At 67.6% G+C, this 15,381-nt stretch carries 12 protein-coding genes; 8 read left to right on the forward strand and 4 right to left on the reverse strand.

Annotation, left to right across the window (positions count from 1 at the left end):
* Nucleotides 1-1,224, forward strand: coding sequence for an HlyD family type I secretion periplasmic adaptor subunit (locus AC1DXV_RS07450; protein WP_477933064.1), 1,224 nt, complete (start codon nt 1-3; stop codon nt 1,222-1,224).
* A 584-nt stretch (nt 1,225-1,808) separates the two neighbouring features.
* Here AC1DXV_RS07450 and AC1DXV_RS07455 read toward each other — a convergent pair.
* The 3 genes from AC1DXV_RS07455 to AC1DXV_RS07465 are packed head-to-tail and all read right to left on the reverse strand — an operon-like array spanning nt 1,809 to nt 7,661.
* Nucleotides 1,809-3,239, reverse strand: a complete 1,431-nt coding sequence (locus tag AC1DXV_RS07455; RefSeq protein WP_477933066.1) for an HlyD family type I secretion periplasmic adaptor subunit — start codon at nt 3,237-3,239, stop codon at nt 1,809-1,811.
* 23 nt (nt 3,240-3,262) lie between these two features.
* Nucleotides 3,263-5,416 carry a type I secretion system permease/ATPase gene (locus AC1DXV_RS07460; protein ID WP_477933070.1) on the reverse strand — a complete coding sequence of 718 codons (2,154 nt, stop codon included), beginning with the start codon at nt 5,414-5,416 and terminating at the stop codon, nt 3,263-3,265.
* Complete coding sequence (locus AC1DXV_RS07465; protein ID WP_477933068.1) at nt 5,403-7,661, reverse strand: calcium-binding protein; 2,259 nt, start codon at nt 7,659-7,661, stop codon at nt 5,403-5,405. Before AC1DXV_RS07465 ends, AC1DXV_RS07460 begins: the two co-directional genes overlap by 14 nt.
* A gap of 203 nt (nt 7,662-7,864) precedes the next feature.
* Here AC1DXV_RS07465 and AC1DXV_RS07470 point away from each other — a divergent pair, with 203 nt between their 5' ends.
* Genes AC1DXV_RS07470 through AC1DXV_RS07500 form a run of 7 tightly spaced genes read left to right on the forward strand, consistent with a single transcriptional unit; the run spans nt 7,865 to nt 14,371 of the window.
* Nucleotides 7,865-9,208, forward strand: a complete 1,344-nt coding sequence (locus AC1DXV_RS07470; RefSeq protein WP_477865058.1) for a TolC family protein — start codon at nt 7,865-7,867, stop codon at nt 9,206-9,208.
* A 28-nt stretch (nt 9,209-9,236) separates the two neighbouring features.
* Complete coding sequence (locus tag AC1DXV_RS07475; protein WP_477865059.1) at nt 9,237-10,076, forward strand: WxcM-like domain-containing protein; 840 nt, start codon at nt 9,237-9,239, stop codon at nt 10,074-10,076.
* On the forward strand, nt 10,073-10,633 hold the full coding sequence (locus AC1DXV_RS07480; protein WP_477865060.1) for a GNAT family N-acetyltransferase: 561 nt from the start codon (nt 10,073-10,075) through the stop codon (nt 10,631-10,633). Before AC1DXV_RS07475 ends, AC1DXV_RS07480 begins: the two co-directional genes overlap by 4 nt.
* Before the next feature lies 1 nt (nt 10,634).
* Entirely contained in the window at nt 10,635-11,750 is a 1,116-nt protein-coding gene (locus tag AC1DXV_RS07485) for a DegT/DnrJ/EryC1/StrS family aminotransferase (protein WP_477865061.1), read from the forward strand.
* A 3-nt stretch (nt 11,751-11,753) separates the two neighbouring features.
* A complete protein-coding gene (locus AC1DXV_RS07490; protein ID WP_477865062.1) occupies nt 11,754-12,710 on the forward strand; it encodes a glycosyltransferase family A protein in 957 nt (318 codons plus the stop codon).
* 22 nt (nt 12,711-12,732) lie between these two features.
* The gene (locus AC1DXV_RS07495) at nt 12,733-13,386 is read left to right on the forward strand and encodes an acyltransferase (RefSeq protein WP_477865063.1); all 654 of its coding nucleotides are present in this window, start codon (nt 12,733-12,735) and stop codon (nt 13,384-13,386) included.
* Nucleotides 13,387-13,417: 31 nt separating this feature from the next.
* Complete coding sequence (locus tag AC1DXV_RS07500; RefSeq protein ID WP_477865064.1) at nt 13,418-14,371, forward strand: class I SAM-dependent methyltransferase; 954 nt, start codon at nt 13,418-13,420, stop codon at nt 14,369-14,371.
* Nucleotides 14,372-14,387: 16 nt separating this feature from the next.
* Here AC1DXV_RS07500 and AC1DXV_RS07505 read toward each other — a convergent pair whose 3' ends face one another.
* Nucleotides 14,388-15,293, reverse strand: a complete 906-nt coding sequence (locus tag AC1DXV_RS07505) for a hypothetical protein (protein WP_477865065.1) — start codon at nt 15,291-15,293, stop codon at nt 14,388-14,390.
* Between the last annotated feature and the right edge of the window lie 88 nt (nt 15,294-15,381).

The following is a 15,381-nucleotide window of genomic DNA, read 5'->3' on the forward strand; positions in this document are numbered from 1 at the left end:
ATGTTCGGCAAGAAGAAACAAGCCGAGCTGAAAGCCGGCGACGCCAAGTTCCTCAGCGAGGTCCGCGCCGCGCAGGTGATGGACGACATGTCGCGCGCGACCTGGACGCTGTACCTGATGGCGCTCGCGGTGATCGTCGCGATCGCATGGGCGTCGACCGCTCGCGTCGACGAGATCACGCGTGCCGACGGCCGCGTGGTGCCCGACGGCAAGGAGCAGGTGATCGCGAGCCTGGAGGGCGGCATCCTGCGCGAGCTGTTCGTGCGCGAGGGCATGCAGGTGCAGGAGGGGCAGGAGCTGGCGCAGCTCGACCCGACGCGCTTCGAATCGCAGCAGAACGAGGGCCAGGTCAAGCGCGCTGCGCTGCGCGGCACGGTCGCGCGGCTGACGGCCGAGGCGAACGGCCGGGCCTTGCAGTTCCCATCCGACGTGTCGGCGCTGTCCAGCGTCGTGGAATCGGAGACCGATGCCTACAACGCCCGCAAGCGCGGGCTCGACGAGGCGGTGCGCTCGAACAGCCGCAGCATCGAACTGGTGATGAAGGAGCTGGGCGTCTCGGAGGCGATGTCGGCGAAGGGCCTGATGTCGGAGGTCGAGGTGATGCGGCTGCGCCGCCAGGTCAACGACCTGCACCTGCAGTCGCAGGAGCGGGTCAATCGTTTCCGGCAGGACGCGAGCACCGAGCTCGTGCGGGTGCAGACCGACCTGGCGCAGATCGAGGAGCAACTCGCCGGCCGGCAGGATGTGTTGCGCCGCACGGTGCTGAAGTCGCCGGTGCGCGGGCTGGTGAAGAACATCCGCTCGGTGACGGTGGGCGGCGTCGTGAGCCCGGGCGCCGCGATGATGGAGATCGTGCCGATCACGTCGCGGGTGCTGATCGAGGCGCGCGTGAAGCCGTCGGAGATCGGCTTCCTGCGGGTCGGGCAGACGGCCGAGGTCAAGCTGGCGGCCTATGACTACACGACCTACGGCGGGCTGAAGGGCAAGATCGAGTACATCAGTCCTGACGCGCTCGGCGACACCGAGAAGGCGGCCGCGCCGGACCAGACCTACTACCGCGTGATGCTGCGCACCGAGCGCTCCACGCTGCGCGAGAAGGGCAAGCCGCTGACGGTGCTGCCGGGCATGACCGGCTCGGTGGAGGTGCGGACCGGGGAGCGGTCGGTGCTGAGCTTCCTGCTGCGGCCGATGCTGAAGTCCAAAGAGGCGTTTCGGGAACGTTGACTGGGTGGCTGCGTGGCAAAGGCGCGGGCGGGGAGTCTGGGGCTCGCCGGTCGGTGCGGTCATTGCCCCTGGCGGGGCAATGACTGCCCTCCGCTGACTGGTTTCGTGGCCCGTCGCCCAAACTCCCGCCACTCACTTCGTTCGTTGTGGTCAAACAGTGGGCGACAGTCAGTTGACGATCGCGCTTCGCGCGGGGCCACGAAACCAGCCAGCTCCGGCGCCCCGCCCTGATTGGCGCTCCCCAGACTCCCCACCCGCGCCTTTGTGCACCACCGCTCTTTGGGGGAGGTGACAAGCGAACAAATGAAGGTTGAACCGGGCTGCGCAGGGTCCCTGTCGGCAGCGCAGGGGCCGGGCGGGGAGCCGCAAGCCCGGGTGCAGCCCGGGCTCAACTCTCATTTGTTCGCTTGTCAAAGTCGAAGGAGCAGGGCGGTGGCACAAAGGCGCGTGGGGGGAGGCCGTGGMGCGCCAATAAAGGAGGGTCGCCGGAGCCAGCGCAGGGGAGTCATCGCCCCGCCAGGGGCGATGACCGACCCGAACGGCGCGCCATGGCCTCCCCCCACGCGCCTTTGCGCAGCCAATYGTCACCTCTCGCGAAGACCCTCGGTTGCATGCGAGATCAGCGGTGCCAGCACGAAATCGATCACGCGCCGCGTGCCGATCTTCACCTCGGCCGACACCGACATCCCGGCGCTCAACGGCACCGTGCGGCCGTCGATCTCGATCGTCTTCCGATCCAGCCGCACCCGCGTCGAATACACCAGCCCGCGCTTGTCGTCGTTGATCGCATCGCTCGACACCGACGCGACGCGCCCGTGCAGCACGCCGTAGCGCGTGTACGGAAAGGTCTCCACCTTCACCTCGGCCGGTTGGCCCGGCATGACGAAGCCGATGTCGCGGTTCTCGACCAGCGCCTCGATCTCCAGCGGCGTGTCGCTCGGCACCACCATCATCAGCGGCTGCGCCGCCGTCACGACGCCACCCACGGTGTGCACCGCGAGCTGCTGCACCGTGCCGTCGACCGGCGMCAGCAGGCGCTGCGCATCGCGGCGGGCCGCCGCCTTGCGCTGTTCCTGCTCCAGCGCCGCCACGCGCTGCTGCGCGGTGGTGATGCCGTCCAGCGCGCCGCGCCGTGCCTCGGCCACCAACTGGTCGCGCTGGCGGCGCGACTGCAGCAGGCCGGCGTCCGTCTCGTTCAGGCGGCTGCGCATCGTCGCCAGGTCGGCCTCCTGTTCGATGCGCGCCTGCTCGCGCTCGAGGTAGCCGTGCCGCGACACGAAGTTCCGGTCGGCCAGGTCCTTCAGGTCGGCCGCGCGCTGGCGTGCGAGCGGCACGGTCTGCTCCAGCTTGCGAACCGCTTCGAGCGTCGACTGGCGGCTCGCCTCGCGCTGCCCCCTCTCGGCGTCGAGCCGGGCCAGGCGGGCGAGGTGCTCGCCGACCTGGCCGGCCAGCATGCGGCGGGCCTCGTCGAAGTCGCCGTCACTGACCGACGCGGGGCGCCGTAGCGGCGCGTCGTGCCCGCCAGCCACCGCATCGAGCAAGGCCTGCCCGCGCGCGATCTGCAATCGGGCCGCCGCCAGCTCGCCTTCGCTGCGCTGCAGGTCGGCCTGCGTGACGGTCGGGTCCAGCTCGATCAGCACGTCGCCCGCGCGCACCATCTGCCCCTCGGCCACGCGGATCGCACGCACCGTGCCGGCCTCCAGCGGCTGCACGGTCTTGCTGCCCTCGGCCGGCACCACCCGGCCAGGCGCCACCGCGACGATGTCGAGCCGGCCGAACACCGCCCACAGCAGCGCGAGCGCCGCGAAGCCGAGCAGCAGTCCGATCGCCACATGCGGCGCCGGCGACAGCGGCGTCTCCTGCAGCGACTGCGCGGCCGGCAGGAACTGCAGCTCGTGCGGCAGGCGGCGTGGCGGCGCCAGCTCGGCGCGGGCTTTCCAGGCCAGGCGCAGTGCGCGGCCGTAGCGACCCAGCAAATCGCCGAACGCGATCAGGGCGAGCGGAACCCTCGTCATCGGCACTCCTTCATGCGGGCGCTTCATCCGTGCTGCAGGCGGTGCAGCCGCGCGTAGTGCCCGGCCTCGCGCCGCAGCAGCTCGGCATGCGGGCCGGCCTCGACGATGCGGCCCTCATCCATCACGACGATGCGGTGGGCATCGCGCACCGCCGACAAGCGGTGCGCGATGACGATCACCGTGCGGCCGTGGCAGATCGCCTTCATGTTGTCGTGCACGATGCGCTCGGATTCGACGTCCAGCGCGCTGGTCGCCTCGTCGAAGACCAGGATGCGCGGGTTGCCCATCAGCGCGCGCGCGATCGCCAGCCGCTGGCGCTGCCCGCCCGACAGCGTCGAGCCGTGCTCGCCGACCAGCGTGTCGTAGCCCTCCGGCAGCGCGGTGATGAACTCGTGCGCGCCGGCGAGCGTCGCGGCCTGGATCACCGCCTCCAGCGGCGTGCCGGCATCGGCCAGCGCGATGTTCTCGCGGATGCTGCGGTTGAACAGCATGTTGTCCTGCAGCACGACGCCGATCTGCCGGCGCAGCGAACTCGATTCGAGGGTCGACAGGTCGATGCCGTCGATCAGCACGCGCCCGCGTTCGGGGACGTACAGCCGCTGCAGCAGCTTCGCGAGCGTGCTCTTGCCCGAGCCGGAGCGGCCGACGATGCCGATCACCTCGCCGGCCGCGATGTCGATCGACAGGCCGTGGATCGCCGGCGCGCGGTCGGGGCGGTAGCGGAACTGCACGTCGTCGAAGGTGATGCGGCCGCTCACGCGCGGCAGGCTGCCGCGCGCGCCGCTGCTCTCGGTGTGGGTGTCGAGGATGTCGGCGAGGCGCTGCATCGACACGCCGGTCTGCTGGAAATCGGTCCACAGCTGCGCCAGGCGCATCACCGGCTGCGCGACCTGGCCGGCCAGCATGTTGAACACCACCAGCTGGCCGACGCTCATGCGGCCGTCGATCACCAGCCGCGCGCCGAAGTACAGCGTCGCGAGCGTGACCAGCTTCGACACCATCGAGACGCCACCCTGCGCGAGGCTCGCGATCGTGGTGGTGCGCAGGCCCGCCGACGCGTAGCTGGCGAGCTGCTGGTCCCAGCGGCGCGTCCATTGCGGCTCCACGGCCAGCGACTTGACGGTGTCGATGCCGTGCACCGTCTCGACCAGGAAGGCCTGGTTCTCGGCACCGCGGTTGAACTTGTCGTTCAGGCGTGCACGCAACAGCGGCGTGAGGGCCAGCGACAGCAGCAGGTAGCACGGCAGCGAGGCCAGCACGATCAGCGTCAGCCAGCCGCTGTAGCACAGCATCACCGCGATGAAGACGACCGAGAACAGCAGGTCGAGCACGACGGTGAGCGCGTTGCCGGTCAGGAAGCTGCGGATGTTCTCGAGCTCGCGCACGCGCGCCACCGTGTCGCCGACGCGCCGCGCCTGGAAGTACGCGAGCGGCAGCGCCAGCAGGTGGCGGAACAGCCGCGCGCCGAGCTCGACGTCGATGCGGCTCGTGGTGTGCGCGAACACGTGGCTGCGCAAGGCCGTCAGCACGACCTCGAAGACCATCACGGTGCCCAGGCCGATCGCGATCACGTCGAGCGTCGTGAAGCCGCGGTGCACCAGCACCTTGTCCATCACCACCTGGAAGAACAGCGGCGTGACCAGCGCGAACAGCTGCAGCGCGAGGCTCACCAGCAGCACCTCGCCGAGCAGCCGGCGGTGCCGCACGACCGACGGGATGAACCAGGTGAAGTCGAACCTGCCCCATTCGCGGCCGGCCGAGGCCCGCGACGCGAACAGGATCAGTTCGCCGGACCAGCGCGCGCGCAGCGCCTCGTGGCTGAGCAGTTCCGGGCGGCCGAGCGCCGGGTCATGGACCAGCACCTGGTCGCCGTCGATGCGGGCGATGATGAAGAAGCCGGACGCTGATCGCGCCATGACGGGCAGGGCCAGGCGCGGCAACCGGTCGATGCTGCTGCGAACCGACCTGGCCTGCAGCTGCAGCTGCTTGGCCGCCAGCAGGATGTCCTGCGTCGACCACGGCCGCCCCCGCGCGGCCAGCTCGTGGGCCAGTTGCTCGGGGTCGGCCGCCACGCCATGCAGCCGCGCCATCATCACCAGGCTGGCGAGCCCGGTGTCGACCGCGCGGCCGGCGGGTGCCGCCGGGTGCGTCAGGGCTTCGATCTCAGTTCCACGCAGCCAGCACGAGCGGCGTGCTGCTGCCGGCCACGGACATCGGCAGGGTGTCGGTCGAGGCCGGTGGCGCGAATGCCGCCATCGCGCTGACCAGTCCATCGACCGCGGACTGCGTCACGGCGGCCGGTGCCGCGGAGGTGGTGACGCTCAGCGCGGTCTCGCGGCTGCTGCCGGCGCTGACGACGGTGGCGGTGGCCGTGGTCGATATCGCGGCCACGATCGCGGCGAGATCCATCTCGCTGTCATCGCTGAAGATGATCTTCTGCAGCGGGTTGTAGGCGTTGGTCGTGCTGCCGCCGTACAGGAAGTCTTTCACGGTGATGGTGTCCGTGGTGTCGTTGACCGAGATGACCAGCGAGGCGCCCGATCTGGTGAGCGTCACACCGTCGTGCCCGACGTTGGTGAAGGACAGCTTGTTGTCCCTGCCGGCGGCGGAGTCGTAGGTGGAGAGGAGGGTGTCCTGGTCATCGCCCTTGGAGAACACGTAGGTGTCATTGCCGAGGCCGCCGGTGATGGTGTCGTTGCCCAGGCCACCGGTGATGGTGTCGTCGCGGAGGGTGCCGACCAGGGTCTCGTTGCCGTCGGTTCCCTTGTAGACCTCCGCGAGGATCCTGTCGATGCCCCAGCCATCGGGCGTGTCAGTGAACTGGATGGACTGCAGCGGGTTGTAGCTGTTGAGGGGGTCGTCGCCCTTGAAGAAATCCTGCACCGTGACGGTGTCGGTGGTGCCGCTGACGGAGGCGACCAGCGAGGTACCGGAGCGCGACAGTTGGACCTGGCCCGAGGTCATGCCGTCGAACTTCAGCGTGTCTTTCTTGCCGGCGGTGGTGTCGTAGGTGGAGGCGATGGTGTCCAGGCCGTCGCCCTTGGCGAACTGGTAGGTGTCGTTGCCGAGACCGCCAGTGATGGTGTCGTTGCCCAGGCCACCGGTGATGGTGTCGTCGCGGAGGGTGCCGACCAGGGTGTCGTTGCCGGTGGTGCCTTTGTAGACCGCCGCGAGGATCGCGTCGATGCCCGGGCTCTCGTCCGGAGGTGTGTCGGAGAACCTGACGGACTGCAGCGGGTTGTAGCCGTTGAGGGGGTCGTTGCCGTAGAAGAAGTCCTTCACCGTGATGGCGTCCGTCGTGCTGCCGATGACGGAGGCGATCAGCGAGTTGCCGGAGCGTGTCAGCTGGACTTCGCTCGTCTTCAGGTCGGTGAACACCAGCTTGTCGGCCTTGCCGGCGGTGGTGTCGTAGGTGGAGGCGATGGTGTCCAGGCCGTCGCCCTTCGCGAACTGGTAGGTGTCGCTGCCGAGGCCGCCGGTGATGGTGTCGTTGCCCTTGCCGCCGGTGATGGTGTCGTCGCGGAGGGTGCCGACCAGGGTGTCGTTGCCGTCGGTGCCGCTGTAGAGCTTTTCGAGAATCTTGTCGATGCTCAGCGTTTCGTTGATTTTCAGCGTCTCGTCGATGAACTGGACGGACTGCAGCGGGTTGTAGCCGTTGAGCGGGTTGTCGTTGTAGAAGAAGTCCTTCACCGTGACGGCGTCCGTCGTGCTGCCGATGATGGAGGCGATCAGCGAGTTGCCGGAGCGCGAGAACTGGACCTTGTCCGGCGCCAGGTTGGTGAACACCAGCTTGTCGCTCTTGCCGGCCGTGGTGTCGTAGGTGGAGGCGATGGTGTCCTGGCCGTCGCCCTTGGCGAAGTTGTAGATGTCGCCGCCGAGGCCGCCGGTGATGGTGTCGTTGCCCTTGCCTCCGGTGATGGTGTCGTTGCCGGCGCCGCTGGTGATCGTGTCGCTGCGGACGGTGCCGACCAGGATGTCGTTGCCGGTGGTGCCCTTGTAGACCGCCGCAAGGATGTCGTTGATGTCCAGGGTCTTGTCGGTGAACTTGACCGACTGCAGCGGGTTGTAGCTGTTGAGCGGGTTGTCGTCGCGGAAGAAGTCGTTGACCGCGATGGAGTCGGTGGAGCCGGTGACGGAGGCGATCAGCGAGGTGCCGGAGCGAGAGAACTGGACCCTGCTCGACGCCAGGTTCGTGAACGCCAGCGTGTCGGTCTTGCCGGAAGTGGCGTCTTCGGTGGAGGCGATGATGTCCTGGCCGTCGCCCGCGGCGAAGTTGTAGGTGTCGCTGCCAAGGCCGCCGTCGAGGACGTCGTTGCCGGTGCCGCCGGTGAGGGTGTCGTTGCCGCCGAGGCCGAGAAGGGTATCGCCACTGGTGGTGCCTGCGAGAGTGTCCGCGGCCAAGGTGCCTGTCTTGGTTGCCATGCGAGGGTGCTCCGGTTGCCGAAATGTCGAAGTCGGCAAGGGTAGGCAAGGGGGCGAGGGCACGTCTACGGTGCAAAGCGCCCCTTCGGAGCGGGAACTGGCGTCGAAACCGGGTCATTTTCCGGCCATCGCACCGGGCGTGCGCGGGGTGTACTGGCAGGGTGCCGCAAGCCATGTGGCCTCGTCCCCAGGAGCCAGTTCCCATGACCGTCCACCCGTCCTTCACCTTGCGCCTCGCCGGCGTGCTGGTGGCCACCGCCGTCGCGCTGCCTGCGGTTGCCCGCTGCATCGATGACGAAGGCATGGAACCCGGGGTCAGCTACGGCGCCAAGCCGCTGGCGGGCGATGCCGGCGGCCCGCGCGCCACGCTGCAGGCGATGGTGCAGGAGGCGCTGCGGCGCAGCCAGGCCATCGGCGCCGCCAAGCTGCTGGCCGAAGCCGCCGCCGCCGATGTCGACGAAACCCGCATGTCGCGCCGTCCGCAGGCCGGCCTGAGCGGCACGCTCGGCCGGGTCGGCAGCTCTGGCCCGAACACCGACAGTGTCAGCGGCAACCAGGCCCGTGTCGGCCTGAGCGTCAGCGCACCGCTGTTCGACGGCGGCCGCATCACCCAACTGACAGACTGGCGCACCCACCTGGCCGAGGCGGCCCGCTTGGGCCAGATCAGCGCCGAGGAACAGGTCGCGCTGACGACGGTGTCGCTGGCCATGGACCGCAGCCGCTACCGCATGCAGGCCCAGGTCTACCAGCAGTACTCGCGCAAGATGAGCTGCCTGGTCGAGGCGCTGGAAACCATCGTGCGCGCCGACAAGGGCCGCACCAGCGAGCTGGTGCAGGCGCAGAAGAACCAGCAGCAGGCCGACCTGCAGCAGGTGCAGACGCTGTCGATGGTGCGCCAGATCGAGGTCAAGCTGCGCCGCTTCGTCGGCGACGGCCTGCCGGGCACCGAGGGTTTGTCGTCGGTGCTGCTCGACGTGCCGGCGCTGCCCGAGCTGCAGGCGCAGGCCGAACGCGCCGCCGAGATCGCCCAGCTCGACCAGCAGGCCGCCGCCGCCGACAGCTATGCCAACGCCGTGGTGGCCGGGCAGAAGCCGCAGGTCAACTGGACCGTGGGCGGCAGCAAGGCCAAGGGCGCCGGCGACGGCACCAACTGGTCGGCCGGCGTCAGCTTCAACATCCCGCTCTACAACGCGAGCAACGACTACTCGACGCTGGCTGCCCGCAAGCGCGCCGAGGCCGCCCGACTGCAACGGGCCGACGCCCTCGAAGCCCGCAAATTCCGCATGGCCGAAGTGCACGAGCAGGCCACGTCGGCCTTCGACCGCGCGCAGCGCGTCATCAGCGTGCTGCGCGACAGCGACCGGGTGCGCAACTTCACGCTGCAGCAATGGCAGCAGCTCGGCCGGCGCTCGCTGTTCGACGTGATGGCCGCCGAGGGCGACCACTACGGCCTGCGCGTCGCCTACGTGAATGCGCTGTACGACGGCGAGCAGGCGAACGCGCTGCTGCGCTCGCTGGGCCTGGGCATCGGCGCCTGGCTGCAATGAACTTCCTCTGATCCGGGACGACGACACCATGGGAACCAACGACACCAGCCTGCTGGCGCCGCTCGCGCTGCACCCGCAGGCCTTCATCGACGCCGAGGCCCACGTGCACGGCGACTGCGTCGTCAAGAGCGGCGCCCACATCTGCCGCGGCGTGACGATCGACGCCGGCTGCCACATCGGCGCCAACGTCGTGTTCGTCGAGGCCGAAGGCCATGAGCCGGTCGGCACCACGGTGCGCCGCCAGGCCTGGATCGGCGCCAACTCCACCATCTACGGTGGCCTGACGATCGCCGCCAAGGCGGTCGTGCGCCCCGGCTCGGTCGTCACGCGCTCGGTGCCGCCGGGCGCCATCGTCGAGGGCAACCCGGCCGCCATCGTCGGCTACGTCGACACCGACAAGGGCCCGGCCAGCGCGGTGCACCTGCCGAGCGCGGCCAACGGCTTCAAGATCGAGACCACGCCGGTGCAGGGCGTCACGGTGCACCACTTCCCGGTGATCCGCGACCTGCGCGGCGACCTGACGGTCGGCGAGTTCGACCGCCATGTGCCGTTCAAGCCGCTGCGCTACTTCATGGTGTTCGGCGTGCCCAGCCGCGAGATCCGCGGCGAGCATGCCCACCACCGCTGCCACCAGTTCCTGATCTGCCTGAAGGGCAGCTGCGCGGTGGTGGCCGACGACGGCACGCGCCGCGTCGAGGTGGTGCTGGACTCGCCGCAGCGCGGGCTGTACCTTCCGCCGATGACCTGGGGCATCCAGTACAAGTACTCGCCGGATGCGATGCTGATGGTGTTCGCCTCCGACTACTACGACGCGGCGGACTACATCCGCGACTACGGCGTCTTCACCGACCTGGTTGCCGCGAAATGACCGCGCCGCGGCTGGGCAAGGCCAGGCGCGTGCAGGGCAAGACGCTGGTCTTCCGGGACGCAGCGGTCGACGACGCCGAGTTCATCCTCGGGCTGCGCACCGACGAGCTGAAGTCGCGCCACCTGTCGCGCACCTCGGGCGCGCTGGCCGACCAGCAGGCCTGGCTGGCCGGCTACGCGCAGCGCGACGGCGAGGCCTACTTCGTCATCGAGAGCCTGGCCGGCGAGAAGCTCGGCACGGTGCGACTCTATGACGCGCAAGGCGACAGCTTCTGCTGGGGCAGCTGGATCCTGTCGGACGCCGCCCCGTCGTCGGCCGCGATCGAGTCGGCGCTGATGGTTTACGCGTATGCCCTCGATACCCTGGGCTTTACGAATGCGCACTTTCAGGTCAACCTCGCGAATGAGCGCGTCTGCGCCTTCCACGAGCGTTTCGGCGCCCAGCGGGTCTCGCAGGACGATGTCGAGATCGAGTACACGCTGGCGAATGCGGCGATCCGTGAGGCGATGAAGCGCTATGCCCGTTTCCTGCCCGACCCTCTCAAGGTGAGCATCTGACATGGTTCCCTTCCTCGACCTGAAGTCCGTGCAGCTGCAGCAGCGTGCCGAGCTGGTGGCCGCCTTCGAGCGCGTGCTCGATTCGGGCTGGTACATCATGGGCGACGAGCTGAAGCGCTTCGAGCAGGAGTACGCGGCCTACTGCGGCGCGGCGCACTGCGTGGGCGTTGCCAACGGGCTGGATGCGCTGAGCCTGGCGCTGCGTGCGCTGGACGTCGGCGCCGGCGACGAGGTGATCGTGCCGTCGAACACCTACATCGCGACCTGGCTGGCCGTGACGCACGTCGGCGCGACGCCGGTGCCGGTGGAGCCCGACGACCGCACGCACAACATCGATCCGGCGCGCATCGAGGCCGCCATCACGCCGCGCACCAGGGCCATCATGCCGGTGCACCTGTATGGCCAGCCGGCCGACATGGCACCCATCCTCGAGATCGCCCGCCGCCGCGGCCTGAAGGTCGTCGAGGACGGCGCACAGGCGCATGCCGCGCGCTACAAGGGCGAGCGCCTGGGCGCCCACGGCGATGCGGTGGCCTGGAGCTTCTACCCCGGCAAGAACCTCGGCGCGCTCGGCGACGGCGGCGCCGTCACGACGCACGACGAAGGCGTGGCCGCGCGGTTGCGCGAACTGCGCAACTACGGCTCGAAGGTCAAGTACCACAACGAGGTGATCGGCTGGAACTCCCGGCTCGACGAGCTGCAGGCCGCGCTGCTGCGCGTGAAGCTGCCGAAGCTGGAGGCCGACAACCGGCACCGTGCGGCCATCGCACAGCGCTACCTGCAGGCTTTTGCCGGCTTCGAGCTGGTGCTGCCGCAGGTGCCGAGCTGGGCCGAACCGGCCTGGCACCTGTTCGTCGTGCGGCACCGCCAGCGCGATGCGCTGGCGAAGCGGCTGGCCGATGCCGGCATCGGCACCGTCATCCACTACCCGGTCGCGCCGCACCTGCAGCCGGCCTATGCCTCGCTCGGCCTGCAGGCCGGCGCGCTGCCGATCTCGGAGGCGATGCATGCGCAGGTGCTGAGCCTGCCGATCGGCCCGACGCAGACCGGCGAGCAGACCGAAGAGGTGATCGGCGCGGTGCGGAATGCACTCGAGGCACTCGAGGCGCTGGGCTGATCCATGAACATCACCACCGTCATCCCGGCCTACAAGACGCGCTACATCCACGACCTGCTGCACTCGCTGCGCTACCAGACGCGGCCGTCGCAGCAGGTGATCATTTCCGACGACAGCCCGCACGGCGAGTTTCGCGAGGTCTTCCATTCCGAGACCTTCACGCAGCTGCGCGCGGGGCTGAACATCGAATTCCACGAAGGGCCGCGCAACGGTGCCTACGAGAACCTGAAGCACCTGGTGCGGCTGTGGAACGGGCGTTCCGAGCTGCTGCACATCATGCTCGACGACGACGTGATGTACCCCGAGTTCTACGAGCGCCACCTGGTGGCGCACAACTCGGCCGATTTCTCGTGCTCGGTGAGCCGCCGCTGGGTGGCCAACGAGGCCGGGCAGCCGATGACCGGCCAGCCGGTGCCGGCGGCGATTGCGCACAACGCGAGCCGCATGATCGCGCTGAACGACGACGTGATGTTCATGAGCACGGTGGCCGAGTGCAAGAACTACTTCGGCGAGTTCTCGAACGCGATCTTCCGCGCCGATTGCGCCGACCTGCTGCTCAAGCCGGCCCTGGGCGACGTGTCGTACGCCGGGCTGTGGGACCTGGGCGCCTTCGTCGCGGCCAGCATCCGCCGACCGCTGTGCCACATCCAGGATCACCTCGGCTACTTCCGCATCAGCGCGGGGCAGAACTCGTCGAACGTGAACAGCCCGTTCATGAAGGGCGCGCACCTGGGGTTCGTCGCGCTGGCCGTCGGCGGGCACCGCACCGGCCGCCTGAGCCCCGAGCTGCTGCAGCAGTGCTGCCGCATCATCCAGCCGGCGCTGAACCTGCGCTATGGCAGCCAGCCCGACATGCAGCCGTTCTGCGCGCTGCTGCCCGAGCTGGCGGCGGGGGCGGGCGGCGCCGAGGAGCGCTTCATCGCCGCGTGGAACGACTTCCTCGCGACGCACGGCTTCTGAGTACGCCGCCGAGCACGCCGCGATGCTGAAGCTCGACCGCTACAAGGCCTGGATCTCGAAGAGCAACCCGTTCGAGCTCGAGAGCTGGGTGCGTGCGCTGCTGGTGCACTACTTCTTCCATGTGTCCGACAAGGCGATCGTCGAGGTGCTGCAGGCGCCGGACCAGCCGTCGGCCGCGCGCACGGTCAACCTGATGACGCCGACGGTGTTCAAGGGCACCGGCCGCATCCGCCTGGCACCCACCGTGGTGTTCGGCGTGCCGCGTTCGCCGGGCAGCTACGGCTGCAGCTACATCGAGGCGCGCACGCCGCAATCGCTGATCGAGATCGGCGAGGGCACGACGATCAACAACCGCGCGGTGATCGTGTCCGAGGGCGCGGCCATCCACATCGGCCGGCGCTGCCTGATCGGCTCGGAGTTCCAGGTGATGGACTCCAACGCGCACCAGCTGGCGCTCGGCCAGCGGCACCTGCCGGACCAGCAGCCGCGGCCGGTGGTGATCGAGGACGAGGTCTTCATCGGCAGCCGCGTGACGCTGCTGAAAGGCTGCCGCATCGGGCGCGGCAGCGTGATCGCGGCCGGCGCGGTGGTGCCGCCGAAGTTCGATGCACCGCCGCTGTCGGTGATCGCCGGCAACCCGGCGGTGATCGTGGGGCAGGTCCAGAACACCGTTTGACCAAGCACGTGAACAACCAGGAGACGAGAACATGCACGACGAACTCATCGCATCGGTGGCCAACGACTGGTGGTACTACAACGTCGAGCTGGCGCCGGGGCTGATCACGAAGGGCACGCACATGCCGCGCGTGCCGATGATGCCGCGCATGCTGTTGCGCAACGCGAACCTGCAGGGCATGGACTGCCTGGACATCGGCAGCATGGAGGGCCTGATCCCGACGCTGATGACGCGCCAGGGTGCGAAGCGCGTGCTGGCGACCGATGCGCTGCCGCACTGCGAGAAGAAGATGAACGCGATCAAGACGATCTACGGCGCGAACTTCGACTTCAGGCAGATCGGGCTGCTGTACGACCTGAGCGTGAAGCTGAAGGACGAGGGCGGCTTCGACTTCATCAACCTGTCGGGCGTGCTGTACCACGTGTTCTCGCCGATGCACGTGCTGGCGGGGATCCGGCCGCTGCTGAAGAAGAACGGGCTGATGATCGTCTCGACCAACGTGATGCGCCGCGAGGGCCACACGCTGGAATACAACCACCGCGGCAACCTGCAGCGCGAGACCAACACCTTCTGGTACCACTCGGTGCCGATGCTGGAATCGCTGATCCGCTTCTTCAAGATGGTGCCGATCGACTGCTACTACTGCCCGCATTCGGACGTGAACCCGGCGAACTTCGCGCCGGGGGTGGACAGCGGCTACATGTCGGTGATGTGCCGGGCGGTGGAGGATGCCGACATCCAGGACGGCGACGCGTGGGCCGCCGGGGCGCGGATGGCGTCATGGGAGTTCCTGTCGCTGTGCAACGGCGAGATGATGAACGGGCAGCCCCGTTCAAGCATCTCGTACCGTGGCGACCAGGATGCGGGCGGCAAGGCCCCGAAGGGCATCGACCTGTTCCAGACCATCGCCGACGAGCGGCATGTGGTGAGGGCGGTGGATGATTCGAGGAATGCGCATACGTTGCGGTTGGCGGATATGTATTGACTATCCGGGCGCTGAATCAGCCTTGGATGAATTTGGCGAGACCTTCGCGTGCCTTGTTGACTTGCTTGATGGCATCGGTGGGTGTCATGCCATTGAATCTGGCAAGCGGATTGTTTTCAGGAAAATCGAACTTCTCGACACCAGCATTCTTGTCTGGATGCAGGGCAAGGGACCAGACTCTCAGCGTGATCTTGATGTTGCTTACCTGCTTGGCATACTCTTTCTTCCGGAAGTCGCTAGTGTCCAGACCCAAAATCTGTAGTGCATTGTCGATACTGCTCGAATTCTGCGGTGGAGAAGATTTCGTATCGTCAAATTCGGTCTCCGCCGATTCGGCATCGTCGAGTGCCTTTTTTGCTGCGCGGTAGGCCTCGTTGAAGTAGGGGATGCTGTCTTTGTGTCTGGTGTTGAGATTCTCCTGCATGCCCTTGTGTATCGCATCGAGTGCTTCGATTGAGGTTGGCCACCCAAATTCGCGCAGTGCCTCGTCCCCTGTTATCTCGTAGTTGATTCGCTGATTATCGGCGGCGGTCGCTCTGGCCTCCAATTCGCGCTTCGCTATGTTGAAATCTCTGTTCAATCCTCCCGCCGCGATTTCTTTTCCAGCGAAGGCGCTGTTTTCTACGGCCCTGACCTTGATGTGATATGCCTTCGTAAGATGATAACTCGTTGGAGGGTGGCCGAACGATTTCATGATGCCATCGATGTCGGCGGCGCTGGATGATCCATTTTCCATGGAATCGATGGTTTTATTCGCCTGCTCCTTGTTCTTCTTGAACTTCTCTGCTTTCTCACTCTTGTTGGCCCTGGGGCTTGTAATTTTTTCGAAGCTCTCTCTCACCTTTTTGAATTTGATTTTTTCGAACATATGGAATCCTTCAATGGATCGCTGAACATCCAGCGTCCACTGGGTGGCGCCCATTCCGGGAAGGTTCCATCAGTAGCCAGCTTGAGTCGGTTGATCCTGTTCGGATTGGACCGATCGCTCGCATGCGAACGCTATCCAAGCT

The organism is Rhizobacter sp. P3_C12, assembly GCF_056402735.1.